This is a genomic window from Desulfosporosinus paludis (genome assembly GCF_045689965.1).
Taxonomy (GTDB): Bacteria; Bacillota; Desulfitobacteriia; order Desulfitobacteriales; family Desulfitobacteriaceae; genus Desulfosporosinus; species Desulfosporosinus paludis.
In genome coordinates this window covers 454,468-475,177 of the sequence record NZ_CP144211.1, presented here as the reverse complement: position 1 = coordinate 475,177, position 20,710 = coordinate 454,468, and the positions used below count along the sequence as shown (strand labels likewise).

The window sequence follows — 20,710 nt, the reverse complement described above, 5'->3', positions numbered from 1 at the left end:
CTAATTGTATTTTAACATGAATTAGCTAATAAGGGTAGAGGCACTTCGTCTCTTCTATAACATATAGATAATATCGGGAAAACAGTGAATAATCTAGAGTAAATTGAGCCATTGTTCCGGAACACACGAGAGCTAGTGCCGAATTTTTTGAGCCAACAGTCCTTATAGAGAGCCACTATGATATCTTTCCACGAAGTAGGATTAGAAGTAATTACGACATACAATTTATGTTATAATTTCTACATTATACAATCCAATTATTTGGTAAATTGTATCTCAAGAATTAAGTGGAGGTACGGGTATGAATACTAAGGTGTATTACATAGTGTTGGAGAGAATACTATCCTATTAAGCAAAAGGGAATATACTCACTGGCGAGAAATTCAGGATGAGTATTATGACAATTTTAAAACAAGCATGGGTCCTTGGACATACGAAGAACTAATTAGTTATCTTGAGGACGACTTTAAAGATGAGGATAAATGGCCGTTTATAAAAGAAAACCTAATTGAATTTTTTAAAGGTAAGGAAATAATTCATTATTCGGATAGAATAGGACTGGGCGTAGCAAATTGAGAGAGAGAACTAGATGTGACAATTAACTTCTGCTAATTCATTAAACCTAGCAGTATAAATGCCGTCCATCTCTATGTAGTTGGACGGCATTCGTAGCAAAATGTGACAATACGTAGATTCATAATTATCCGACAACACACCTAATTCCGGTCACAACTCGCAACCGTTAGCATTCTAGATACTCTAGGTGGGGTGGCTTTGATTGAAAGCTGACAAGGTGATAATTGAGTGAGCCGTCTCCGGCCCACCCACATTGTTTATTTATGCTCCCAAAAATTCACCAATTAGAGTCTCCACCACACCGTAGATGATCTCGTCCGCGAAGCCATCCGCATGCATTTGAGGGATCAATTTAACTAGGAGTTTCGCGGCTTTCTTTTCATCAGACTTGGCATCTTCAATTTCTTCAGTTACTGTACCAAGTACACTAAGCCCACCAATAAAGTTGCCTTCAAGTATTGCATCAATGGCTTTCTCCTGAAAATCTCTTGCAACGCTTAGAGCTGCTGCAGCTTCTGCCAGCTCTTCCTGGATCTCGGCAATCAGTTCCTCAGATTTAGTCACAATTATTACCATTCCTTTCTACACCATATTGAGGGTCATCCAGGGAACGTTTTTCAACGGTTCCACTAGGAAAAATCAAGCGTGACACTCCTGATATCATGATATGGAGATACGGAACAAATGTGACAAGCCGACAAGCCTTAAATTTCATTTTTATACCCCTCTCGACAGCAGATATTGAACAATGGACATCCCGAGAGGGAGGGGTGCGAACACTTAAAATATTAGTACATCCTGACTACCAACCGGGTCGTGTTTTTTATGTTCGCATATTTCTTATAATTCCTACCTTAAATTCTGACGTTTGTGATTCATGTATGGTTCTCCACCCAGAATGATGGTTCATTTTTATCGGAAAGGCGGTCAATCACTACCTTTAGAATTGTATTTTTTCAAACATTTTAATTGTCACGGAAAACTAGGATAAATATATTGACAAAGAACCGTTGGGGAATGCTCCCTGACGGTTCTTTTTTTGTCCATTTTTAACTACCAATAAATTCCTTGAAACTTTTTTGAATTTATTCTCTAAAGTTGACTCAGGTTCGACAGTCTGTAGGCACGAGAAGCGTAGACGGTCAGCCGAGTGGGATCAAGGAGGAGCCGGTACAACGGGAGTTTAAAAGTGCCAAGGACATCATTACGTTTTGGTGTGAAATCTATGAAGAACATTATGGCCGTCCCTACACACGGAGGTTATGCCTGGTGTTAGAAAAAAACAGCTATAGTTGAATAATGAAATAACGCTATAGAAAAGCTTATTAAGCTTGTCACACATGCTTGTGTATCTCCATATTATGTTATTAAGAGTCTCACTTTTAGAAAAAAAGGAGTAGTGAAATCATGGTACCAACTGTTACGACAACTATCAGCGATAAAACTGTAAACACTATTGTAATTGGTCAAACCACGCCAACATTATTTCCCGCAGCAATTCCCATTTTTGGCCCGAGTTTTTCGGAAAATGTTTCATTAACATTCACTAATGCCAGTGCAGTAGTGCTTACAGTTATCATTATAACGAAGAAAAATGTATTTTCCTTCGATATTAGCCCAAATCAGGTACGCACTTTCATCGAACACGATGTCACAGAAATAGATGTAGAAAGTCATGCCAGCGATCAAACATTTAACTATTCACTAACCTATACTTTGGAAGATTGAGTGTGGTTAAGCAGAGTACAGTGCCTCTCCTAACAAGAGTACGCTAAATCCTTGTCCTCAAGTATTAAAGCAGAAATGCCAGTAGGGATTGACTTGTTATATTTAATAATGGGTTAATCCTTTTCTTTATTCAAACTTGAAACAAAGAATTTTCATACCCTAGCCACATACTTGCCAAATTTGGTGTCAGGATTGTGGGTTTGGAATATGATCGTTGCTCCGTACGGATCAGCCACGGGTCGGAGGCAGAGGCTTTCCTACAGCAATCTTCTATTGATCTCATGGTAGCAATCCACAAGTTTCCTCGATTTCTGGATATTACGGATTCGATAATCATTGAGCCAAAGGTGGTTCAATCACTACCTGATAATGCCCTTTCGCGTTGTATTTTTTCAAACATTTTTAAACTGTCAAGGAACACTAGGACAAATTATTGTCAAAGAACCGTTGGAGAATGCTCCCTGACGGTTCTTTTTTTTGTCTATTTATAACTACCAATATATTCCTTAAAACTATTTTAAATTCTTCTCTACAGTTGAGTCACTTTCTAAATTTTTGGAGCGATTTATATAGTGAAAGCACTAATCACAATTACCAAACACTAAGGACACCAAGGTAAAGGAGAGAGCGTAAATGACTAAAAACGAAAGAGCTTGCTTGTTACGTAAGTTAAAGCCATTGACGTGGTATTACTTCTGCCAAATGGAAGCACTTAATCCTGGGCAGGAAGTTCCGATCACCAAGAAAATACTCATGGAACAGCTCATGATCGGAAGCACAGCAACCCTTAACAAGTACCTGGAGATCTGGGAGTCACATCGTATGGTTCGCAGGGTACAAGGGGGTTTCCTAGTGGCCCAACTGGACGGGGGTGCAAGTGGTATCAGTGAAACACCGATTGTACGGCAATTCAAAAATAGCAGGGAGATCATCAATTACTGGTGTGACCTTTACCAGGAGCGTTACGGTAGGTCTTATGTCGTGAATAACTGGAGCATAGCAACTAACCAAGTCAACAAGCTTTTGATTTACCCGGACGAGGAGATCAAAGGGACGTTAGAAGCAATCATATCTCTTTATGACAAGATGTGGGCTAACCAACAATATCCACGTCCTACACTTGGACAAGTGTGCTCTTGGCTATACGCCCAGGCACAACCGTATGCAGCTAAACAAGCTCCAGGAGCACTAGAAGTAACAGGATCGTCTCAGGACGGTCCTGATTTGTTAGATGAGCTTGAATCTAAGGGGTGGATCTAATGGGTGGATTTAATGGATCAAGCTAAATTCATTTTCTATATCGACTTTACTAATATGGGAGGGTGTAGCTTGTGGCAAGGAATCGAGTTCGGGATCAGTATAGAAATATAGCAGTTCTGCTTTGCAATATAGTTATTGACTTGAACCGAAAAAGCCGTTGGAGTAATAATTTTTCTGGTTCTTCTTTTGGTTTCGGCAGCTATTTCTCGTTTACGTGCCATTGTCTTTTCCTCCTAGCAATATGATTTGGCAATAGGCAAAGATTATTGTGAAATCGTTAAATGACGAAAATCTAGTACCTCCAATCCGTTAGATTTTCGATATAACGTACTCATTTCTTAGATTAGTCATCGCCCAAAAGCCGCGTCACATCAGCGAAAAAAATAACGGCATTAAAATCTAACGAAGTGTCTAGTGCCGAATCTAACGCATACGCACAAAAAGAGCATTCTAACGTCGAATGACGATAAAATGCTCTAAAACGTCGATTTGGTGCGGTCGAGAGGACTTGAACCTCCATGCCCTTGCGAGCACTAGAACCTGAATCTAGCTTGTGTCATATATGAAATATTGATAAAATCATGCTCCCTTAAATCGGGATATTTGCGTTGCTATCATAATTAACAGTATCGCTTTGTGTTCTAAACGACACACTTTTGACTATGATAGTTCGTCGTGTGTACAAATTTGTGTATACACAAAAAAATAAACTGGCTAGAAATTTTATTTCTGACCAGTTACACTTCTCTTTGAAAATACCTCGTCAAGGACATTAGAGGCATGATGATCCATATCGGGTAAAACGTGTTGATATATTTCCCTGGTAGTTTGAACTTGACTATGCCCCAGGCGTTCCGATGCAATTTTATCTGGTATACCGTATTTTAGCATAATAGTTGCATTAAAATGTCGAAGATCGTGGAAGCGAATGTGAGGGAGCTTGTTATCTTCTAAAAGTTTCTTAAAGTGACCGCTGTATGAACCGGGCTTATATTGGCCGCAAATTCTTTCAGGTACAACTTTAAGTGACGAAAGATATTTATTAATAGTATCGGTAACAAAAGCCGGTACTGATATTTTTCGTTTACTTGTATCGTTTTTAGGGTCTTTAAAAATCCATTCTTTATTAAACCGGACCATAGTTTCTTCGATGGAGATTTCATGCTTATTAAAATCTATATCGCGTAACCGCAGCCCGAATATTTCTCCTCGTCTTAAGCCGCATACTCCAGCAAGGAGAATACAGACTTCGTCAAATGTTCCCTGGACTATCCTTAACAAATTGTAAAAATTTTCTTCCTCTAGGATCGTAAGCTGATTCCTTTTCTTTTTTGGTTTATCCACCCCATCGCAGGGATTATATTTAATAAGCCTATTCCTATAAGCATCCTTAAACGCTCTATTTAGAAATGTATGAAGTTTACCTACAGTACTTCCAGATAAATTAATAAGTTTCTCGTTGTAAAATTCCTGGAGATCCATTGGTTTTATTTTTTTAAGTTTTAAGTGTCCAATTTTAGGCACAACATGAACATCAATATACATTTGGTATAATTGTTGGGTTGTTTCTTCTAGGTTTGCAGTATAAATTTTAAACCATTCGCTAAGATAAGCCTCTAAAGTTGCATTAGACTCCTGAACATAAAGATTATTTTCTATTTCATATTCAATTTCATTAATCATCCTCTGGGTATCTTTCTTTTGGGCAGCGCTTCCAGGCATACCTTTACCGTAAACCCGTTTTTGATTCCTGCTTCCATCCGGCTTTTTCCATGGAAGCTCAACGACACCAATCCAACGTTTAGTTTTTTTGTCTTGAAATACGCTTCCCATTTTATATTCACCCCAGTTATTTTAAAAGCTAATCTTCCTTTTTGGATTTGACGAATTCAATGTATTTAATTACATCGCTTTTTTCATTTTCAGACAGGTCTTTAAAAAGATCTTGAAATATTTTGCGCGTAACATTGTTTCTTTCATCCGAATTACCTGTAATATAGTCAATAGATACATTAAAAAAATCTGCAATACGTTTTGCAGCCATTAGACCAGGGACGTGGAGGCCTCTTTCATATTTTGATAAGACTGATTTTGTAATTCCAACATGCTTTGCTATTTCCTCTAATGAGCATCCCCTTTCCTCTCGAAGTGCAATTAATCTTTTCCCAAATAGACTATCTTCTTCCATTTCTGCAACTCCCTTCGTTTATATTATACATATTTTGTGTCGTTTGTAAAACATAATCTTGCATTTCGTATCATAAACTTAATATTTTAGGGTTGACGGGTATGGGGTGTGGGTGTAATATTAAGGTGTCGTAAACGACACAAATACTTTTAGAGGAGGTGTATAATATGGTCGTTGCTAGTAAAAATAAAAAAGTTACATTTGCCAAACTCAAGGGATTAAGGGCAGAACACGGTATTTCCATGGCAAGAATGGCAAAAGTAATAGGTATATCCGAAAGTGCATATATTGCCCGAGAAACAGGCCGAAGAGATTTTAAGGTTTCTGAGGCCAGAACAATCAGTAAATATTTTAAATCCACAATGGAGGAAATTTTTTTTAGCTAATCTGTGTCGTAAACGACACAAGAGGTTTGTGAAAAAGTTGTTTAAGTAAATAAGAAGGTGAGCCAATGAGCAAACTTATGCTTCATCCCGAATTCAACCTCTACGAACGTCATGGACAAGCATTTTGCAGCAGCCGACAAGTCGCTGAAACATTTAATCGTCGTCATGATCACATCTTAAGAAATATCGATGAAATCACTGCCCCCACAAGTGGGGTGAGTAAAGAATTCACTACTCTTAACTTTCAGGAGAGCAAATACAAAGATCCTTCCGGAAAGTGGAATAGGGAATGGTTACTAACAAAAGACGGTTTCACGATGGTGGCAATGGAGATTAAGGGAAAGCGCGCGAGACAATTCAAAGAGGCTTACATAGCAAGATTCAACCAAATGGAATCGTTTATTAAGTCTCTACTAGCAACCAAAATCGAATTCCCAGCCTTTACCAATGCCATCATGGATGCTCACGAAGAACCCAAACACTATCACTTCTCGAACGAAATCAACATGATCTATCGAATCGTACTCGGAGTGGATGCTAAGGATTTCAGAAAAGCCAATGACATCGAGAAGGGCGCGGTAATTAAGCCTTTCCTAACGCTCGCTCAGATTCAGGCTATCGAAACGCTTCAGCGGGTGGATATCGGTTTGATTCTGGCAATGCCTGATTATGAGCAGAGGAAAGCGTTTCTAGCCCAGCATTACGAACGAATGAGACGAAAATTGATTGCCTAATGAGTGGACAAGCACTTGCGAAAACGCTATTTAGTTTAAAGGAGGCCACATGAGTAATTTAAAGCAATTTACTACTGATGATGAGACAGTTGAAATCTTAAAACTTAGTAGGATTGAGGGGAAGACTTTATTCCTTCCCGATATCACGCTTGAAAGGTCCCAATATGAAACCGTAAATAAAGTCTTAGTTGCTTTAGGGGCTAAATGGAATAAAAAAGCTAGGGGACACGTTTTTGATTATGACATTCATAAAGAAATCGAAAGCGTTATTAAAACAAAGACAGTTACAGATTGGAAAAAATCAACTGATTTCTTTTATACTCCCAAGAATGTTGTCAATGAAATGCTTGGACAAATTAATTTTTATCGGCACGACAATATGAAAATCTTAGAACCAAGTGCTGGGCAAGGGCACATATTGGACCTGGCCAAGGAAAACTTTCCAAATGCAGAATTCATCGTTATCGAAAAAAATCCTCATCATTGCGAAAGGCTTAGGGAGAAAGGATATTTTCCAATTCAAGCCGATTTTATGGATGTAGAACCCGTTGAAGTCGATGCGGTTTTGATGAATCCTCCATTTTCGTTCGAAATTGAACACATTACACACGCCTATGATTTCCTGAAAGATGGAGGGCAGTTGATAACCATAGCAAGTGCTGGAATTTTAGACAAAGGAACTAAGAAAGGAAAGGAGTTTAAGCAATGGTTTGATGATGTTTATGGATATGATTACACGTTACCTGCAAATAGTTTTAAGGAATCTGGAACTAGCGTTAATACAAAGATGCTTATTTTTAATAAATAGACAAGCACTTGTGAAAACGTTAAGGAGGTGAGAAGAAGATGAACGAAGATCCCAAAAAAGTCTTAGCCATCATTACCGATGAAGAAGCTCAGGAAATCAGAAGCCTTAGTGACGCCTTAGATATCGCTAACGCTAAAGTTTCACCTGTTACGTTGCTTGCTGGAGCCACTACGCAAGAAGTAATCGATGCTGAAAATGCAGTTCGCAATTGGTTTGACTTAATGGCTGATAAATATGGATTTTCCAGGGAAATCCAGTGCCATGTTAATTTTGGGCCAAAAACCATATGTGAAGGATTCAGTTTGCGAACATTAAGGAGGCGAGTAAAACTTGTTCAGTAACGTAGTCGTTGCATCAATTGTTAAAGAGCGCGGCCAACTTAAGGCCGAAAACTCCAAATTAAAGTCTCAGCTTGATAAGGTTCTTTTAGCCTTCGACGAAGGAGATAGTGACAATCCTTGCCCGAGCACAGTTGGCTTAGTGGACAACGAGAAAAAATGCGGGATCTCGATTACGTGCGGTCAATGCTGGCGTGAAGCATTAGAAGAGGTGAACTCATGAACCAAATTGGCGAACTCATCCAATGGGCAATCTACGAAAACCACCACGGCAACCCAACTAAGGCAATGGCAATCGTGAAGGTCTGTCACAAGATGCAGAAGCGAGCGAGGCGGTGTTGGTGGGATGGTTTGTTGTAGGTTGTGAGAATGATGGCAAGGAGGAAAGAGAAAAGTGTGTGATTGCGTCCAGAAATTGGAGGATAAAATCTTCAAAGAAATGTTCCTCAAGGAAATGGCGGAAGTAGTTGTCATTAACCCAAGTTGTCATTTTGAAAACGGATACATCGGCGGTAGCTATCCATTATACGCACCCATCAGAGTTGATTATTTCCAACAAACTAAGGGCGGCAAAGAGGTTAAGCGTCACAAGGTATATAACATGACCTTTTCTTATTGCCCTTTCTGTGGTGAAAAAATTAATAAGGAGGAAACCAAATGAAAATCAAATCTAACAACCCAGCAAACATAATCAGCGCAAAGGCCAAGAAAGCAGGCCTATCCTATTGGGGGTATATAGGGAAACACGAACCCGGTAAAGTCCATCATCACGTTTGGGGAGCGAAGAAGTTAACCAGCAAGGATCGGGCCGCAACGTTGGCGGCCGTCGAAGGCTATCTTCATAAGAAAATGGGCTTGGGATTATTCGCCAATATGAGGAATTTGGTTTTTGGGAGGGGGTATTAAACTTGTGGTTTCCATCTGATTCGTGGGGGAAATTCAAGATTTATCTTGGTGATCAAGAAATTGGTGAATATCGGGAAATCGAAGGTATAGGGGAAATATCATTGCCCATCCCATACAAAATCACCGTTTGTCGAAAACGTAATCCAATAATTCAAATGCGGAGAATTAAGAAAGCGAGGAGTTAAGACTGTGAAGACATGGGAAGTATTAAAACTTGCTCTGGAAAACCGTTCTATCAAGGTTAAGCGGTTATCGCACGGAGATATTTGTTACATCGACGATCAGGGGCAAATAAAAATTGTCGATAGACATGGGCAATATCCCTTAATCAAGGTTGACGAGGAATGGGAGTTAGTTCGTGAACCAGTTGACTTTATGACGGCCATTAACAGCGGAAAGTTGATTAGAAGCGAACTCTGGAACCGTTACGATCATCATGCTTGTAATTTTCCAAGGCAGCCAATTGATACTAGTTGCGATATTTTCCAACTCGGTAAGAAAGAGATTAACGGCAAATGGTACATCGAGGACGACACCATATGACCCACGCACAAACCGTCTTCCTAGCTCACAGCCTATCATTCTGCATCGTGTTTCAACTCTACTGCGAATATCAATACCGGAAACGCAAAAAGGCCCGCAAGCTCTGCCAAGCTAACGGACCAGAGGAAAAATCTTCATTACGAGTATATCATATTTTCCTAAAACTATTCCACTGAATCGTGAAAGGGGATAGAGCATGTTTAAAAATGTCAATTGCATTGAAAGCTCAGAGGGCAATGTCTGGAAATACATTTTTGATTTTGGAGATGCCATTGCGGAAGCTGTTCTTTATCGATACGGAACCTTTGAAGAACGAACTGTGATATGTTGCTCGGTTCAATCAGGTTGCCCTGTAGGATGTGGTTTTTGCGGTACGGGTAAGCATTTTGTTCGTAATCTTACCAAGGACGAAATAGTTGGTCAAATAGCATATATACTCGCTGACAAAAACATTAGATCAAGTAATTCGTCATGTGAAAAGTTTCAAATTATGTTTATGAGCATGGGAGAACCGATGTTGAACTGGGACCAAGTTGAAGGTGCCATTTGCCTTATGTATTTCGGACTAGGATGGAAAAATGCTCAATATTTGATCTCAACTATTGGCGTTAATGATGATGAAGTTTTTGCAAAAATTATTGATCTATCCAAACATATACCCACTCTTGGATTGCAATTTTCGATTCATCGTGGGCTTGATCCGGCAAGGAATCAACTTATCCCATTTAAAAACAAAATGAGTCTTCGGAAGATAAGGGATGCAGGATTAACTTGGAACAAAGTTACTGGCAGGAAAGTGTATCTAAATTATTGCGTAACGATAGAAAATAGCATTAATCATGAACTATCGGCCCTTAAAGACTTGTTTCCGCCAATCGTTTTCAACTTTACTTTTAGCATTGTCTGTAATTCAAATGAGTCTGAGAAAACAAACGATGATATAACCATTCTCCGGAATGTAGAACGTTCATTTTCTAAGGACGGATATAACACCAGAATATTTAATCCCGCCGGAAAAGATGATATCGGCGGTGGATGCGGTCAATTGTGGTATGTGCAAGATTGGTTACGCAAGCATAAAGAACAATCATGACTTTTCGTAGCAAAGGAGTGTGATTCCTATGCTAACCCCAACATGCTTATGCGGACAACCCATGACATTCAAACCTGGTGAAAACAAAACGTACTGCAAGGCCCCTGGTTGCGGAGTCGTACAAGAGAAACGACCGGAAGGATATTGGGCCTACGGATTATCACGAATAGCGTTTACCCCAATTCTCACAAAGCAAAAACTTAATCACTATCAGAGATATATGCGCTGGAGAAACCGGGGAAGGGCAGGTAATTATGTACGCTAGATTCCTAAATTTCCTCAGTGAGTGCGGGGGGTTGCATAGGCCAGAGAAACACGGTTTGTTGTCGATACGCAATAGCTTGCTCAGTCGCAGAAACGCTTCAAGAGAAAGGTTTGATAGCTAATTCAGAAGACCTTATTCGTTACGGCAACCATCACTCTAACGATTTTATTTATGCCCCAAAACGCACAAGCCCCAGGTTGGATATCCCCGATGGTGTCGGTCCGTGTAACTCAGATTAGCCGTGGTGAAGCTCCGAGGATAGAAAGAAGGGTTATGAGGGTTACGGCTTATTCAGCGAAAGACAAGGGAATGAACGGTAAAAAGATTACTGCCAGCGGAGAGAAAGCGCAAGAAGGTCGGACGATAGCAGCTGATCGGAGTATATCGTTTGGAGCCGAGATTTATATTCCTGCACTTGGTAAAACATATGAGGTTGATGATCGCGGGAGTGCGATTCATGGAGATCGACTCGATTTATTCATGGATAGTCGGAAAGATGCGTTGAGATTTGGAGTTCAATATTTAGAGGTTTGGATTAAGGAGTGAGAAGGAGCTTTAGTTCTGATGAAGCATGAAAAAACATTAGCAGTCCTTTTCGGAGGTATCGGTGGATTCTCTCATGGAGCAAGAAAGGCCAAGGTTGAATATGGTGGCCAAGTTTACAAATACAGATTGCTAGTATCCATTGACTGTGATCCGGTCGCTTGCCTAAATCACGACATCGTTACTGGCGAGAAAACAGCCGTTGTAATGGACCTATTTAGCCGCAAGCAATATATCGCTTTCCATGGCAAAGAACCTCCTGCAGGATGGCGGGAAGTAACCCCTTGGGACATTTGGGAAGCTTTCGGCCGCCAGGTGCCAAATGTCGTATTTTTAAGCCCACCTTGCAAAGGCTTATCCGGTCTGCTTTCCGAAGAGTCGGCACAATCTGAGAAATACCAAGCCTTAAATGAATTGACTGTTCGAGGGATGGAATTAGTTCTCATGGCCTGCGATATGTACGGAGATGGTGAGGTACCGGATATTATTCACTTCGAAAATGTACCGCGAATAACAAGCAGGGGAAAATATCTACTGAAACAGATTGGCGATTTGCTTAAAAAATATTGTTATGCGGTAGATATGAATCCTAAACATAACCTTGGCGAAATTGGCGGACTTGGGCAAAATCGATTAAGGTTTCTCATTATGGCGCGGCAAGAGAAAAAAATTCCAAACCCGATTTATCTTCCGCAAAAGAAGAAACTTAAGTCGCTCGGAGATATAATCAGTCCCTTGCCACTACCAGGAGATACAGATTTGTGCGGATGGATGCACAGAATTCCAAGACTTCAATGGAAAACATGGATTAGGCTTGCGCTTATTCCAGCTGGTGGAGACTGGCGCGATTTACAGAGAGATTGCTATGCGAACATTTATCAGGTTGTACCTTTTGATGAACCAGCACCAACCGTTACGGGTTCACACAGACCGAACAATGGCGCTATTTCTGTGGCTGACCCGCGAATTAACTACAATCCGAGATCAGGAGCCTTTAGGGTCGAAGATTGGGATAAGACAGGGCCAACGATAACAGGAAGCACAAGAACTGGCGGCAGTAATGGAATATCCGGTATCGCAGATCCAAGAATCGAAAATGTTCAAGGATACGGAAATAAATATCGGATATCTAGATTTGATGAACCGGCTCCTACTATCACGGGAAGCAGAATTGGAAGCGGAGCTTTAGCGATCTCAGATCCTCGCCTTAGTTGCTCTCCGCGAAGTGGCTCTTACAAAGTTCAGAAATGGGAAGAACCAGCAAATACCATAACTAGCGCAGATCTCCACTCCGGAAGTACAGCCGTATCCGATCCACGAATTCCGAAAGAAACCGAGAGCGGAGTATGGATGATCATTGCTGAAGATGGGACCTGGCACAGGCCGTTGACAACGTTTGAATTGGCCATGCTTCAATCGTTTCCCTTGTTCCTTCCGGACGGACGACCATTCCAACTTGAAGGATGTTCGGATGCTAAAGCCCGAGAATATATAGGAAATGCATACCCATCAGATGCAGCAGAGGCTACCTGCCAGAGCACGCTCATGGCACTTGCTAAAGCTGATGCGAAAGTCGAGTTTGAGCTAACGAATGATTTGATTTGGGTTATGCCGGTTGATAAAGAGACGCTGCCGTTACAGATTGCTAATTTAGAAAGGAGAAATCCTTTATGAAACACGGACTGAAACCCACAGCCAAACAACGCAAACGCATCACAGCATTCGGCCTTAACCCTGATGATTATCTCGTTACGAAGGATACGCCAACATTCTTTCAAATCGTTCATCGTGAAACGGACGAAGTAAAAAGCTGGAGCAGGAGGGAGAAGTTTTGATGAATCTTAAGCAGCGCCTAATCGAACTAGCCGAAACCCACGGGCGTAAGAGTCTATATCCATACATCATCGGCAATATCAGATCGATAGTCGCAGGCTCATATTCAGCCGATCAAAAAGTTTTGGAAATCAACGAAACCCTAATTGTCTTGGACCAGGTAAAAGACGATAACTCCTTACCCTGGGACGCGAAAAAGACTCCTGTTAGCGCAGGAGCCGAAAAAGGAAAGTCTCACTTAAATTGTATCATGGATGTTTCGAGAATAGAATCGCTGGTGGAATTCCCATTGATCGAACTTGGCCCCATGTGTAAGGAATGCCAATGTTTTAAATGCAGCCAACTTGGATCTTGCCGCATTTTACCACCTTCCAACTTGCATAGTTGTCAGAACGTATGCAAAGGGCTCCTGGCCCCCATGAATAACTGTAAAGACGCTAAGGAGAATTCCCATGACAGCACCAATGCTCAATAGAAAAACCAAAAACTCAAGAACTCAAGCCAAGCAACCATGTAAATGCCTCAGTTGCAAACAACCTTGGCGAGAAAAATACGAAGACTTGACGATGTTGGTTTGTGGTGATGAAGCGTGTTATCTGGATTGTGCTAAATGTACGGAAAGGCCCCATCGCTGGGCGTATGTGCCGGTTGAGGCAGTAATTTGATGAAACTTAGGAAATCTGGAGGTAAGGAATGAGCAACTTTATGGGACGTGAGCGTTATGAGGAATTCCACGAGCGTGATGATGAAGTTACTGAAGCAGAATGGAATAACGGCCATTGGGATGATAGCGGGGATGAAGAGGAAGAGGAGGAAGAAGAATGATTAAAACAGATATTCGATTACAATCCCTAAAACTTCAGAACATCAAAGGATTTGAAGATTATTCCTTAGTCCTTGATGGCAAAAACGCTGATATATTCGGCAGAAATGCCACAGGAAAAACAAGCTTATACGATCTATTTCTTTGGGTGCTCTTTGGCAAAGACTCCTTTAATCGCGCAGATTACCAAATTAAGCCCCAGGATGAAGATGGTAACGAAGTTCATCACCTAGAAAGCATTGCCGAGATAGTTTTGATCACCAATGGCAAACCCATAAAACTCAAGCGCCAGCTCTCTGAAAAATGGGTTCATAAACGCGGTACTCATACCGAGGAATTCACTGGCAACGAAACGAGTTATTGGGTTAATGACGTCCCGGTTAAGACCAAGGATTATGCTGCAGAAATCAATACCCTTATCAAAGAGAACATCTTTAAACTTCTGACGAATCCTCTCTTTTTCAACACGAATGATAAGGGTTGGGGATGGCAGGAACGGCGAAAAATTCTATTCGAAATATGTGGCGGCAATGTTACGGATGCAGAGATTATTGATTCCTTGATTACTCCAACTGATAAAAGCATGGCTGATCTTCTAAATGTCATTAATTCCGGCAGAACGATTGATCAACACAAATTAGTCATTGCCGAAAAGATCAAAGAAACCAAAAAGCAACTCGACGGTATACCTGCACGAATCAGTGAGCAAAAGAGAAATGTCCCTGCCGAAGTTACGGACTATACAGCGATCGAAGCCTTATTATCAGGGCAAAAAGCCTTATTAGAGGGCATTGAATCTGAACTAGCTACAAACACTCAATCATCTAACCTATACCGTCAGAAACAGCAACAAGCGTTCGGTATTCAAACCAAAATTGATGCCAGAAGGAAAGAAATTGATTCCGAATCGGGATCCGGGCTAAAGAAACTTATTGATGAAAAATCAAGGCTTGAATCAGAGAAATATCAGCTCGAAACAGATGCTAAGGCCCTAGAAAGAAGACAACTTTCAGGGAAATTACAAGAACAAAATCTCGAAAACAGCATTGTTGATTTAAGAAAAAAATACAAAGATGAATTCAAAAAAGAGTTTATTCCTCCATCCGATGGCTCCTTTAATTGTCCGACATGCGGACAAGCATTACCTGAGGAAAACAAAGAAACTCAGCTTGCGGAACTTAAAAAGAAGTTTACGGATAACAAAAACAAACTTCTTAAGCAAATTCAGGCCGAAGGTGTTTCCCTTAACGAATCTTTGCAAAAGCTAAAATCGGATAATGAATCTCTTGAAAACTCCATAAAGGACAACGATGCGGGCTTACTGACTATCAATGATCGTCTTGCCGAACTTGAAAAGGAAATATCGAAAGAGCAGGAGCTTCAATCTGAGCCTAATTATGATTCCGATCCCAAATATTCCTCTTTGGGCGCTGAGCTTAAAGCCTTGCAGGAAGAACTTAACAAGCCCATCGAAGACACCGCGACCGAAATTATTGCCAGAAAGCGAGAAGTATCCGAACAAATTGAATCCCTAAATCGAACCCTCAATGAAAAAGAAGCCATTGAAAAAGCCAAGACTCGGATTGATGATCTCAAGGCCGAGGAAAGCAAGCTGGCATCAGAACTTAGCGAGCATGAACGCCATGATTACTTGATTAAAAAATTTACAACAGCCAAGGTGAAGACGCTTGAGGATTCGATTAATAGCCGATTTAAAGCAGTTAAGTTTAAGATGTTTGACACTCTGACTGATGGAACAGAAAAAGAAATCTGCAAAATTCTGGTCAATACAAACGGTGTTTGGGTTGAATTTGATGGGGCGAACAACGGCGGCAAGATTAATGCCGGACTTGACATTATTAATCTACTGTCTGAGTTTTATGGAGTTAGTTGCCCGATCTTTGTGGATAATGCAGAAAGCGTGACTGGCTTTACGGAGGTTAAATCTCAGGTGATTAAGCTCATTGTAAGCGAACAGGATTCGAAATTGAGAGTGGAGGTTGAAAATTAATGTCAAACGAAGTTGCGGTCAAAGAACAATCTATGTCAGAACGCTTTACGAATAAGGTTACAGCTTTATTTCAAAGTAATGTCGGTGAAGTTGCGCTCACTAATTTTCAAAAACGATTAGCTCAAAACTATTTTATCGTGGCTGATTCAGTTCTGAGAAAAGCCGAAGAAAAGCGGCAGAAGAAATCAGAGCAATACAGAGATAAAGTTCCGGTTGTTTGGACTAATGTTAACATGGATGAACTAGCTCAAAGCGTTGTTTCTGCCGCTAGAATCGGCTGGGACCCAATGCAGGATAATCATGTCAATCTTATTCCTTATAAAGACAATGCAACTCAGAAATATAGCCTGACGTTTATCCCGGGGTATCGTGGGCGTGAATTAAAGGCTAAGAAATACGGCCTTGAGGTCCCGGATGATGTTGTGGTTAGTCTTGTTTACTCCAACGATGTATTTAAACCTCATATGAAGTCGTTTGATAATCCGGTCGAGCATTATGAATTTGATATCGTTAATCCGTTTGATCGGGGAGAGATTATTGGAGGATTTTACTATCATGTTTACTTCGAAAAACCGGAGAAAAATAAGCTTGTTATTATGTCGATTAAAGAAATTCTAAAGAGAAAACCAGACAAAGCATCTCCTGAATTTTGGGGTGGCGAAAAGGATGTTTGGAAAAACGGAAAGGTTGTTGGCAAGGAACAAGTCGAAGGGTGGCATGACAAGATGTGCTATAAGACCGTGTTTATTGCCGCCTACAAAGACATTACCATCGACAGCCAGAAGATTGACGATGATTACTTGCGACTTAACAAGCTCGAAAACGATTACAAGGAAATCGAAGTCGAACAAACGATCTCTGAAAATGCGAACAAGGGTAATGTCGTGGATATTCAAGGCGAGGATGTTCCGCCCGATAATGAGGCGCTAGATGCCGAAATAGTAGAAATGGATAAGTTGGCTGAAGAATCGAATAATCCTCCAACCGATCCGGGGTTCTAAGATGAATTTAAGAGTTTTAGGTAGCAGTTCTGAGGGGAATTGCTACCTCCTACAAACCGATACAGATACCTTGATTCTGGATTGCGGAGTTAAGTTTAAAGGTGTTCGGATAGCCTTAGATTTCGATTTGAGAAGAATCAAGGGATGCCTAATTACTCACGAACACCATGACCATTCTAAGGGTGTTATACCGGCATTAAAGCTTGGTGTAGATGTTTTTATGAGTAAGGGAACTTCTGAGGCTATTGGAGTAGAACATCATCGACTAAACATTATTAAGGCGGGGGAACAGTTTGTAGTGGGGGACTTCATTGTCCTCCCATTCCCCACCGAACATGATGCCTCCGAACCTTTTGGCTACCTTATCCAGTACAAACCAACTGGTGAGAAGCTAATCTTCGCAACTGACACCTATTACATTAACAATCGCTTCAAGGGGCTTGATTATATCCTTTGTGAGTGCAACTACTGCAAAGACACCTTGGATGCAAATATCGAAACTGGATATATCCCGCAAGGTATGAAGAACCGGTTGCTCGAAAGCCATTTTTCACTTGAACACGTTAAAGAATTCTTGGCAGCAAATGATCTATCGAAAATCAAGGTTATCGTGTTATTGCATCTATCAGATGCCAATAGTGATGTCAAGAGAATGATCCGAGAGATCGAGGAATTGACAGGAAAGATTGTTGTAGTGGCTGATGCTGGGAAAGATATTCCACTTGAACTTTATCCATTTTAGGAAAAAGGGGGCAAATTATCGTGAGTGATGTTTTGATGAAATGCGGGCACACCGCAAATGCAGTTAAAAAAACGGATAGCGGGGATATTCCAGTTTGCCTAATATGCGCCGGCATAACTCCGGATGCAGAAATAATTGTAGAGCAAAAACCGGATTTAGCGGGTAGAAAATCAAGATGTACCTATTTTGGCAGAACGTTTAAGCACAACGGTAGAACAGTTACATGCAATTCGGAAGTTGATTCAAAGTTTAGTCTTGCATTTTTCGAGCATAAACCCAAGAGCAAATACGATGAACATTATTGTGGTTGCTGGGGATGGAATTGATAAGGAGGAAAATTCATGTTAAATCGAGTCATTTTGATTGGTAGATTAACGAAAGAACCAGAATTAAGATACACACCAACGGGTATTGCCGTAACGAACTTTACCCTGGCCATAGACCGCAATTTTAAAAACGCTCAAGGAGAGCGCGAAGCCGATTTTGTCCCTTGCGTTGTTTATCGACAGCTCGCCGAATTTGTGGCTAATTATCTAGCGAAAGGAAAGATGGCATCCGTAGATGGACGACTCCAAATTAGGTCATACACAGCTCAGGATGGGCAGAAGCGATGGGTAACTGAAGTGATTGGGGAGAATGTTCACCTACTGAGTCCAAAAGATAACTCCGGTCAAGAACCAGCCGCACAAAGTGGAAATCACTCATATGGGCATGAGGTCAATCTCGACGAAGATATCCCATTTTGACATAATTCGACACAATAATTAAACTCTCTGACATCATTGGAGCCAACGACACAATTTAGGGCTCCGTTTTTCTCACAACCGAGGATTAAAAAGCAGGTGGTTAAATGGCAAGCCGAAATGCCAAAGGCCGAATGATCTATTGGAAAATTTCTTACTCAAAACAGTTAGTGAGATGCTCCTTACTATCAAAACTCCTTTTTACATGGCTTATACCTAATACGGATGACCTTGGAAGGATGGAAGGGGACCCGGAAGTCATTAAGGGAATGGTTTTTCCTTATGAAGACAAGATCAGCGTGAAGCAAATTAGGGAGTCTTTGGAGGAATTGGATAGTGAAAAGCTTATTTTATGGTACAGAGTTGAAGATAATCTCTATATCCAGTTTCCAAACTTCGCAATTTACCAGACTCTACGCAAGGATCGTGTATATAAGAGCGATTATCCCGGTCCTGAGGACGTTGCAGGACGTGACATGACAAGTCATGACAAGTCAGGACATGACGGACAAAATATGCGTGAAGGAGAAGGTAAGGAGAAGGTAAGTGAAGGAGAAGGAGAAGGTAAGGAGAGCAAAACATGTTTTGCGCCACACGTAACCTTAACCCAAGATGAATATTCAAAATTGGTAAAGCAACACGGAGAAGATGACACCAAGCAACTCATTGAGATTCTTGAAAACTACAAGGCTGCTAATGGTAAAAAATATAAGTCTGATTATCACGCTATCTTAAATTGGGTTGTGAAAAGATTTGCCGAGGAAAAGGCGCGATCTCCGGATAAGGCCAAACCTGGGGTTCCATCAGGTAAGTACGATGAATTTTATATGTGAGTAAAAAAAGGAGTGTTATTTTAGGTGGACCCAGAAGAATTTTGGATGTGGGTTGATTATGTTCATGAAATCTATGGGAAAGATGTGGCGTGGCCATGTAGCAAACAGTACTACCGGGAAGCGTTTAGGGGCTTAACATTTGCTAAATTAAAGACCGCCACGGATATGTTATACAAATCAAACACTATAACCTATGTTGCAAATGATAGAAAACAAGCACGTTGGTTAGTGGCATTACTCCCGACAATTAATAAATTCGAAATAGCGTTGACTTTGATCACGGAATAGAGAAGAGGAGGACAAGCCATGAGTGAAAAACCAATTCTATTTTCAACTCCAATGGTTCAGGCGATACTGGCCCGAAGAAAGACGATGACGAGAAGAGTTATTAAGCCGCAGCCGACAAAGAACTATCCTTTGGGATTTATATCATCCTCAACGGATAGCGCAAGAGAAGGTCAATATGCATGGGGAACGGATGAAAACGGCGGCGTTCTTGATTTAGCAAAGCCAAGATATCAAATAGGCGACATTCTCTGGGTGAGGGAAACGTGGAGGCGTTCGGTAGCTGGTGGATTCTTTATCTATAAGGTTGATGACGGAAGAGAAGAGAGAAATAAAAAGCTAGCAGAGATTGACCCTACCCTTCATTGGAAATCCTCAATCTACATGCCACGCGCAGCCGCCAGATTGTTCCTCAAGGTCAAGAACGTCCGAGTTGAGAGATTGCAGGATATTACAGCGGAAGATGCAATTGCAGAGGGAATAAAAATTAATTGCAAGCATGATGATTATGTTTGTTCGGCATATCCTTGTGATTTTAAAACGACATTTGCACGTAAGGATCATTTTAAAAATATGTGGGATAGCATAAACGCCAAACGTGGCCTTGGATGGGATATTAATCCATGGTGCTGGGTTTTGGAATTCGAGGTGATTCCAAATGGGCAGAAAAACTGAATTCGATGAAGCCCTCGCATTAAAACTCTACCACGAAGGCAAGAACGACCGTGAAATAGGAAGATTAATCAATGTAAATCATCACGCAATTTTCGGATGGAGGTCCCGAAGAAATCTGCCAAGCAATGTCATAAAGAGCACGAACCACAAGATAGAAACCACTACACCAAAGACATATAGGGACGTACTCACGCCAGAACAGGCCGAGGAAATGGACAAGTTTTTACGAGCCTTATCATGGGCAGGATGTAAGGCGGTTCAAGCCGGGGTAAAGCCAGACATTGCAAATTTTATCAATGCTTATGCCGGCAGGACAAACGAAGAAAATCGCAAGCAATACAACAAAATGCTCATGAGAAAGATTCGGGTGAAGAGTAAACAGGCTGCTGGATAAAT

At 40.9% G+C, this 20,710-nt stretch carries 33 protein-coding genes; 28 read left to right on the top strand and 5 right to left on the bottom strand.

The features are described from left to right. Positions 1–837: 837 nt before the first annotated feature. Together VZF35_RS02400 and VZF35_RS02395 are read right to left on the bottom strand one after the other, a co-directional pair. The gene (locus VZF35_RS02400; RefSeq protein WP_407310634.1) at positions 838–1,140 is read right to left on the bottom strand and encodes a hypothetical protein; all 303 of its coding nucleotides are present in this window, start codon (positions 1,138–1,140) and stop codon (positions 838–840) included. Next, entirely contained in the window at positions 1,133–1,291 is a 159-nt protein-coding gene (locus VZF35_RS02395; RefSeq protein ID WP_407310632.1) for a hypothetical protein, read from the bottom strand. The genes VZF35_RS02400 and VZF35_RS02395 overlap by 8 nt, the downstream gene beginning before the upstream one ends. Positions 1,292–1,674: 383 nt before the next feature. Here VZF35_RS02395 and VZF35_RS02390 point away from each other — a divergent pair, with 383 nt between their 5' ends. The 3 genes from VZF35_RS02390 to VZF35_RS02380 all read left to right on the top strand — a co-directional run bounded on the left by VZF35_RS02390 (position 1,675) and on the right by VZF35_RS02380 (position 3,564). Beyond that, positions 1,675–1,872: a hypothetical protein gene (locus VZF35_RS02390; RefSeq protein ID WP_407310630.1), complete on the top strand. Its 198-nt coding sequence runs from the start codon at positions 1,675–1,677 to the stop codon at positions 1,870–1,872. Positions 1,873–1,983: 111 nt separating this feature from the next. Continuing rightward, entirely contained in the window at positions 1,984–2,304 is a 321-nt protein-coding gene (locus VZF35_RS02385) for a hypothetical protein (protein ID WP_407310628.1), read from the top strand. A gap of 633 nt (positions 2,305–2,937) precedes the next feature. Continuing rightward, complete coding sequence (locus tag VZF35_RS02380; protein ID WP_407310626.1) at positions 2,938–3,564, top strand: hypothetical protein; 627 nt, start codon at positions 2,938–2,940, stop codon at positions 3,562–3,564. A 35-nt stretch (positions 3,565–3,599) separates the two neighbouring features. Here the strand turns inward: VZF35_RS02380 and VZF35_RS02375 are convergent, their stop codons facing one another. The 3 genes from VZF35_RS02375 to VZF35_RS02365 form a co-directional block, all read right to left on the bottom strand. Further along, on the bottom strand, positions 3,600–3,785 hold the full coding sequence (locus VZF35_RS02375) for a hypothetical protein (protein WP_407310624.1): 186 nt from the start codon (positions 3,783–3,785) through the stop codon (positions 3,600–3,602). 502 nt (positions 3,786–4,287) lie between these two features. Beyond that, the gene (locus tag VZF35_RS02370; protein WP_407310622.1) at positions 4,288–5,397 is read right to left on the bottom strand and encodes a site-specific integrase; all 1,110 of its coding nucleotides are present in this window, start codon (positions 5,395–5,397) and stop codon (positions 4,288–4,290) included. 28 nt (positions 5,398–5,425) lie between these two features. Continuing rightward, positions 5,426–5,752, bottom strand: coding sequence for a helix-turn-helix domain-containing protein (locus VZF35_RS02365; protein ID WP_407310620.1), 327 nt, complete (start codon positions 5,750–5,752; stop codon positions 5,426–5,428). Positions 5,753–5,919: 167 nt separating this feature from the next. On the opposite strand from VZF35_RS02365, the gene VZF35_RS02360 reads away from it, so the two are divergent. From VZF35_RS02360 to VZF35_RS02240, 25 genes are all read left to right on the top strand, one after another. Further along, positions 5,920–6,138 carry a helix-turn-helix transcriptional regulator gene (locus tag VZF35_RS02360; protein WP_407310618.1) on the top strand — a complete coding sequence of 73 codons (219 nt, stop codon included), beginning with the start codon at positions 5,920–5,922 and terminating at the stop codon, positions 6,136–6,138. 65 nt (positions 6,139–6,203) lie between these two features. Then, the gene (locus VZF35_RS02355; RefSeq protein ID WP_407310616.1) at positions 6,204–6,872 is read left to right on the top strand and encodes a Rha family transcriptional regulator; all 669 of its coding nucleotides are present in this window, start codon (positions 6,204–6,206) and stop codon (positions 6,870–6,872) included. Between the two features lie 49 nt (positions 6,873–6,921). After that, positions 6,922–7,680 carry a hypothetical protein gene (locus VZF35_RS02350; protein WP_407310614.1) on the top strand — a complete coding sequence of 253 codons (759 nt, stop codon included), beginning with the start codon at positions 6,922–6,924 and terminating at the stop codon, positions 7,678–7,680. 38 nt (positions 7,681–7,718) lie between these two features. Beyond that, complete coding sequence (locus tag VZF35_RS02345; protein WP_407310612.1) at positions 7,719–8,021, top strand: hypothetical protein; 303 nt, start codon at positions 7,719–7,721, stop codon at positions 8,019–8,021. After that, on the top strand, positions 8,011–8,241 hold the full coding sequence (locus VZF35_RS02340; RefSeq protein ID WP_407310610.1) for a hypothetical protein: 231 nt from the start codon (positions 8,011–8,013) through the stop codon (positions 8,239–8,241). Before VZF35_RS02345 ends, VZF35_RS02340 begins: the two co-directional genes overlap by 11 nt. A gap of 171 nt (positions 8,242–8,412) precedes the next feature. Continuing rightward, positions 8,413–8,679, top strand: a complete 267-nt coding sequence (locus VZF35_RS02335; protein ID WP_407310608.1) for a hypothetical protein — start codon at positions 8,413–8,415, stop codon at positions 8,677–8,679. Next, the gene (locus VZF35_RS02330; protein ID WP_407310606.1) at positions 8,676–8,924 is read left to right on the top strand and encodes a hypothetical protein; all 249 of its coding nucleotides are present in this window, start codon (positions 8,676–8,678) and stop codon (positions 8,922–8,924) included. The genes VZF35_RS02335 and VZF35_RS02330 overlap by 4 nt, the downstream gene beginning before the upstream one ends. A 189-nt stretch (positions 8,925–9,113) precedes the next feature. Beyond that, the gene (locus VZF35_RS02325) at positions 9,114–9,467 is read left to right on the top strand and encodes a hypothetical protein (protein ID WP_407310604.1); all 354 of its coding nucleotides are present in this window, start codon (positions 9,114–9,116) and stop codon (positions 9,465–9,467) included. 196 nt (positions 9,468–9,663) lie between these two features. Continuing rightward, positions 9,664–10,560: a hypothetical protein gene (locus VZF35_RS02320; RefSeq protein ID WP_407310602.1), complete on the top strand. Its 897-nt coding sequence runs from the start codon at positions 9,664–9,666 to the stop codon at positions 10,558–10,560. Between the two features lie 28 nt (positions 10,561–10,588). Further along, on the top strand, positions 10,589–10,825 hold the full coding sequence (locus VZF35_RS02315) for a hypothetical protein (protein ID WP_407310600.1): 237 nt from the start codon (positions 10,589–10,591) through the stop codon (positions 10,823–10,825). A gap of 171 nt (positions 10,826–10,996) precedes the next feature. Further along, positions 10,997–11,371 (top strand): 3D domain-containing protein, encoded by a 375-nt coding sequence (locus VZF35_RS02310; protein WP_407310598.1) that lies wholly within the window; start codon positions 10,997–10,999, stop codon positions 11,369–11,371. 18 nt (positions 11,372–11,389) lie between these two features. Then, positions 11,390–13,042 carry a DNA cytosine methyltransferase gene (locus VZF35_RS02305; RefSeq protein ID WP_407310596.1) on the top strand — a complete coding sequence of 551 codons (1,653 nt, stop codon included), beginning with the start codon at positions 11,390–11,392 and terminating at the stop codon, positions 13,040–13,042. Next, complete coding sequence (locus VZF35_RS02300) at positions 13,039–13,203, top strand: DUF6906 family protein (protein WP_407310594.1); 165 nt, start codon at positions 13,039–13,041, stop codon at positions 13,201–13,203. The genes VZF35_RS02305 and VZF35_RS02300 overlap by 4 nt, the downstream gene beginning before the upstream one ends. After that, positions 13,200–13,676 carry a hypothetical protein gene (locus tag VZF35_RS02295; protein ID WP_407310592.1) on the top strand — a complete coding sequence of 159 codons (477 nt, stop codon included), beginning with the start codon at positions 13,200–13,202 and terminating at the stop codon, positions 13,674–13,676. Before VZF35_RS02300 ends, VZF35_RS02295 begins: the two co-directional genes overlap by 4 nt. Next, positions 13,654–13,866, top strand: a complete 213-nt coding sequence (locus VZF35_RS02290; protein WP_407310590.1) for a hypothetical protein — start codon at positions 13,654–13,656, stop codon at positions 13,864–13,866. Before VZF35_RS02295 ends, VZF35_RS02290 begins: the two co-directional genes overlap by 23 nt. Positions 13,867–13,894: 28 nt before the next feature. Next, on the top strand, positions 13,895–14,026 hold the full coding sequence (locus VZF35_RS02285; RefSeq protein WP_407310588.1) for a hypothetical protein: 132 nt from the start codon (positions 13,895–13,897) through the stop codon (positions 14,024–14,026). Beyond that, the gene (locus VZF35_RS02280) at positions 14,023–16,035 is read left to right on the top strand and encodes a hypothetical protein (RefSeq protein ID WP_407310586.1); all 2,013 of its coding nucleotides are present in this window, start codon (positions 14,023–14,025) and stop codon (positions 16,033–16,035) included. The genes VZF35_RS02285 and VZF35_RS02280 overlap by 4 nt, the downstream gene beginning before the upstream one ends. Then, entirely contained in the window at positions 16,035–17,036 is a 1,002-nt protein-coding gene (locus tag VZF35_RS02275) for a recombinational DNA repair protein (RecE pathway) (RefSeq protein ID WP_407310584.1), read from the top strand. The genes VZF35_RS02280 and VZF35_RS02275 overlap by 1 nt, the downstream gene beginning before the upstream one ends. Position 17,037: 1 nt before the next feature. Beyond that, a complete protein-coding gene (locus VZF35_RS02270) occupies positions 17,038–17,778 on the top strand; it encodes an MBL fold metallo-hydrolase (protein WP_407310582.1) in 741 nt (246 codons plus the stop codon). Between the two features lie 20 nt (positions 17,779–17,798). Next, entirely contained in the window at positions 17,799–18,104 is a 306-nt protein-coding gene (locus VZF35_RS02265) for a hypothetical protein (protein ID WP_407310580.1), read from the top strand. Positions 18,105–18,119: 15 nt separating this feature from the next. Continuing rightward, positions 18,120–18,524 carry a single-stranded DNA-binding protein gene (locus VZF35_RS02260; protein ID WP_407310578.1) on the top strand — a complete coding sequence of 135 codons (405 nt, stop codon included), beginning with the start codon at positions 18,120–18,122 and terminating at the stop codon, positions 18,522–18,524. 104 nt (positions 18,525–18,628) lie between these two features. After that, entirely contained in the window at positions 18,629–19,354 is a 726-nt protein-coding gene (locus tag VZF35_RS02255) for a hypothetical protein (protein WP_407310576.1), read from the top strand. 24 nt (positions 19,355–19,378) lie between these two features. Then, positions 19,379–19,642 (top strand): hypothetical protein, encoded by a 264-nt coding sequence (locus VZF35_RS02250; RefSeq protein ID WP_407310574.1) that lies wholly within the window; start codon positions 19,379–19,381, stop codon positions 19,640–19,642. An 18-nt stretch (positions 19,643–19,660) separates the two neighbouring features. Further along, a complete protein-coding gene (locus VZF35_RS02245) occupies positions 19,661–20,314 on the top strand; it encodes a hypothetical protein (RefSeq protein ID WP_407310572.1) in 654 nt (217 codons plus the stop codon). After that, on the top strand, positions 20,298–20,708 hold the full coding sequence (locus VZF35_RS02240; protein ID WP_407310570.1) for a hypothetical protein: 411 nt from the start codon (positions 20,298–20,300) through the stop codon (positions 20,706–20,708). The genes VZF35_RS02245 and VZF35_RS02240 overlap by 17 nt, the downstream gene beginning before the upstream one ends. Positions 20,709–20,710: the final 2 nt, after the last annotated feature.

Coding starts and splice junctions, on each gene's coding strand:
- VZF35_RS02395 (WP_407310632.1), bottom strand. CDS start 1,291: ATGAAATTTAAGGCTTGTCGGCTTGTCACATTTGTTCCGTATCTCCAT.
- VZF35_RS02385 (WP_407310628.1), top strand. CDS start 1,984: ATGGTACCAACTGTTACGACAACTATCAGCGATAAAACTGTAAACACT.
- VZF35_RS02380 (WP_407310626.1), top strand. CDS start 2,938: ATGACTAAAAACGAAAGAGCTTGCTTGTTACGTAAGTTAAAGCCATTG.
- VZF35_RS02375 (WP_407310624.1), bottom strand. CDS start 3,785: ATGGCACGTAAACGAGAAATAGCTGCCGAAACCAAAAGAAGAACCAGA.
- VZF35_RS02370 (WP_407310622.1), bottom strand. CDS start 5,397: ATGGGAAGCGTATTTCAAGACAAAAAAACTAAACGTTGGATTGGTGTC.
- VZF35_RS02365 (WP_407310620.1), bottom strand. CDS start 5,752: ATGGAAGAAGATAGTCTATTTGGGAAAAGATTAATTGCACTTCGAGAG.
- VZF35_RS02360 (WP_407310618.1), top strand. CDS start 5,920: ATGGTCGTTGCTAGTAAAAATAAAAAAGTTACATTTGCCAAACTCAAG.
- VZF35_RS02355 (WP_407310616.1), top strand. CDS start 6,204: ATGAGCAAACTTATGCTTCATCCCGAATTCAACCTCTACGAACGTCAT.
- VZF35_RS02350 (WP_407310614.1), top strand. CDS start 6,922: ATGAGTAATTTAAAGCAATTTACTACTGATGATGAGACAGTTGAAATC.
- VZF35_RS02345 (WP_407310612.1), top strand. CDS start 7,719: ATGAACGAAGATCCCAAAAAAGTCTTAGCCATCATTACCGATGAAGAA.
- VZF35_RS02330 (WP_407310606.1), top strand. CDS start 8,676: ATGAAAATCAAATCTAACAACCCAGCAAACATAATCAGCGCAAAGGCC.
- VZF35_RS02320 (WP_407310602.1), top strand. CDS start 9,664: ATGTTTAAAAATGTCAATTGCATTGAAAGCTCAGAGGGCAATGTCTGG.
- VZF35_RS02315 (WP_407310600.1), top strand. CDS start 10,589: ATGCTAACCCCAACATGCTTATGCGGACAACCCATGACATTCAAACCT.
- VZF35_RS02310 (WP_407310598.1), top strand. CDS start 10,997: ATGCCCCAAAACGCACAAGCCCCAGGTTGGATATCCCCGATGGTGTCG.
- VZF35_RS02305 (WP_407310596.1), top strand. CDS start 11,390: ATGAAGCATGAAAAAACATTAGCAGTCCTTTTCGGAGGTATCGGTGGA.
- VZF35_RS02300 (WP_407310594.1), top strand. CDS start 13,039: ATGAAACACGGACTGAAACCCACAGCCAAACAACGCAAACGCATCACA.
- VZF35_RS02290 (WP_407310590.1), top strand. CDS start 13,654: ATGACAGCACCAATGCTCAATAGAAAAACCAAAAACTCAAGAACTCAA.
- VZF35_RS02285 (WP_407310588.1), top strand. CDS start 13,895: ATGAGCAACTTTATGGGACGTGAGCGTTATGAGGAATTCCACGAGCGT.
- VZF35_RS02280 (WP_407310586.1), top strand. CDS start 14,023: ATGATTAAAACAGATATTCGATTACAATCCCTAAAACTTCAGAACATC.
- VZF35_RS02275 (WP_407310584.1), top strand. CDS start 16,035: ATGTCAAACGAAGTTGCGGTCAAAGAACAATCTATGTCAGAACGCTTT.
- VZF35_RS02270 (WP_407310582.1), top strand. CDS start 17,038: ATGAATTTAAGAGTTTTAGGTAGCAGTTCTGAGGGGAATTGCTACCTC.
- VZF35_RS02260 (WP_407310578.1), top strand. CDS start 18,120: ATGTTAAATCGAGTCATTTTGATTGGTAGATTAACGAAAGAACCAGAA.
- VZF35_RS02255 (WP_407310576.1), top strand. CDS start 18,629: ATGGCAAGCCGAAATGCCAAAGGCCGAATGATCTATTGGAAAATTTCT.
- VZF35_RS02245 (WP_407310572.1), top strand. CDS start 19,661: ATGAGTGAAAAACCAATTCTATTTTCAACTCCAATGGTTCAGGCGATA.
- VZF35_RS02240 (WP_407310570.1), top strand. CDS start 20,298: ATGGGCAGAAAAACTGAATTCGATGAAGCCCTCGCATTAAAACTCTAC.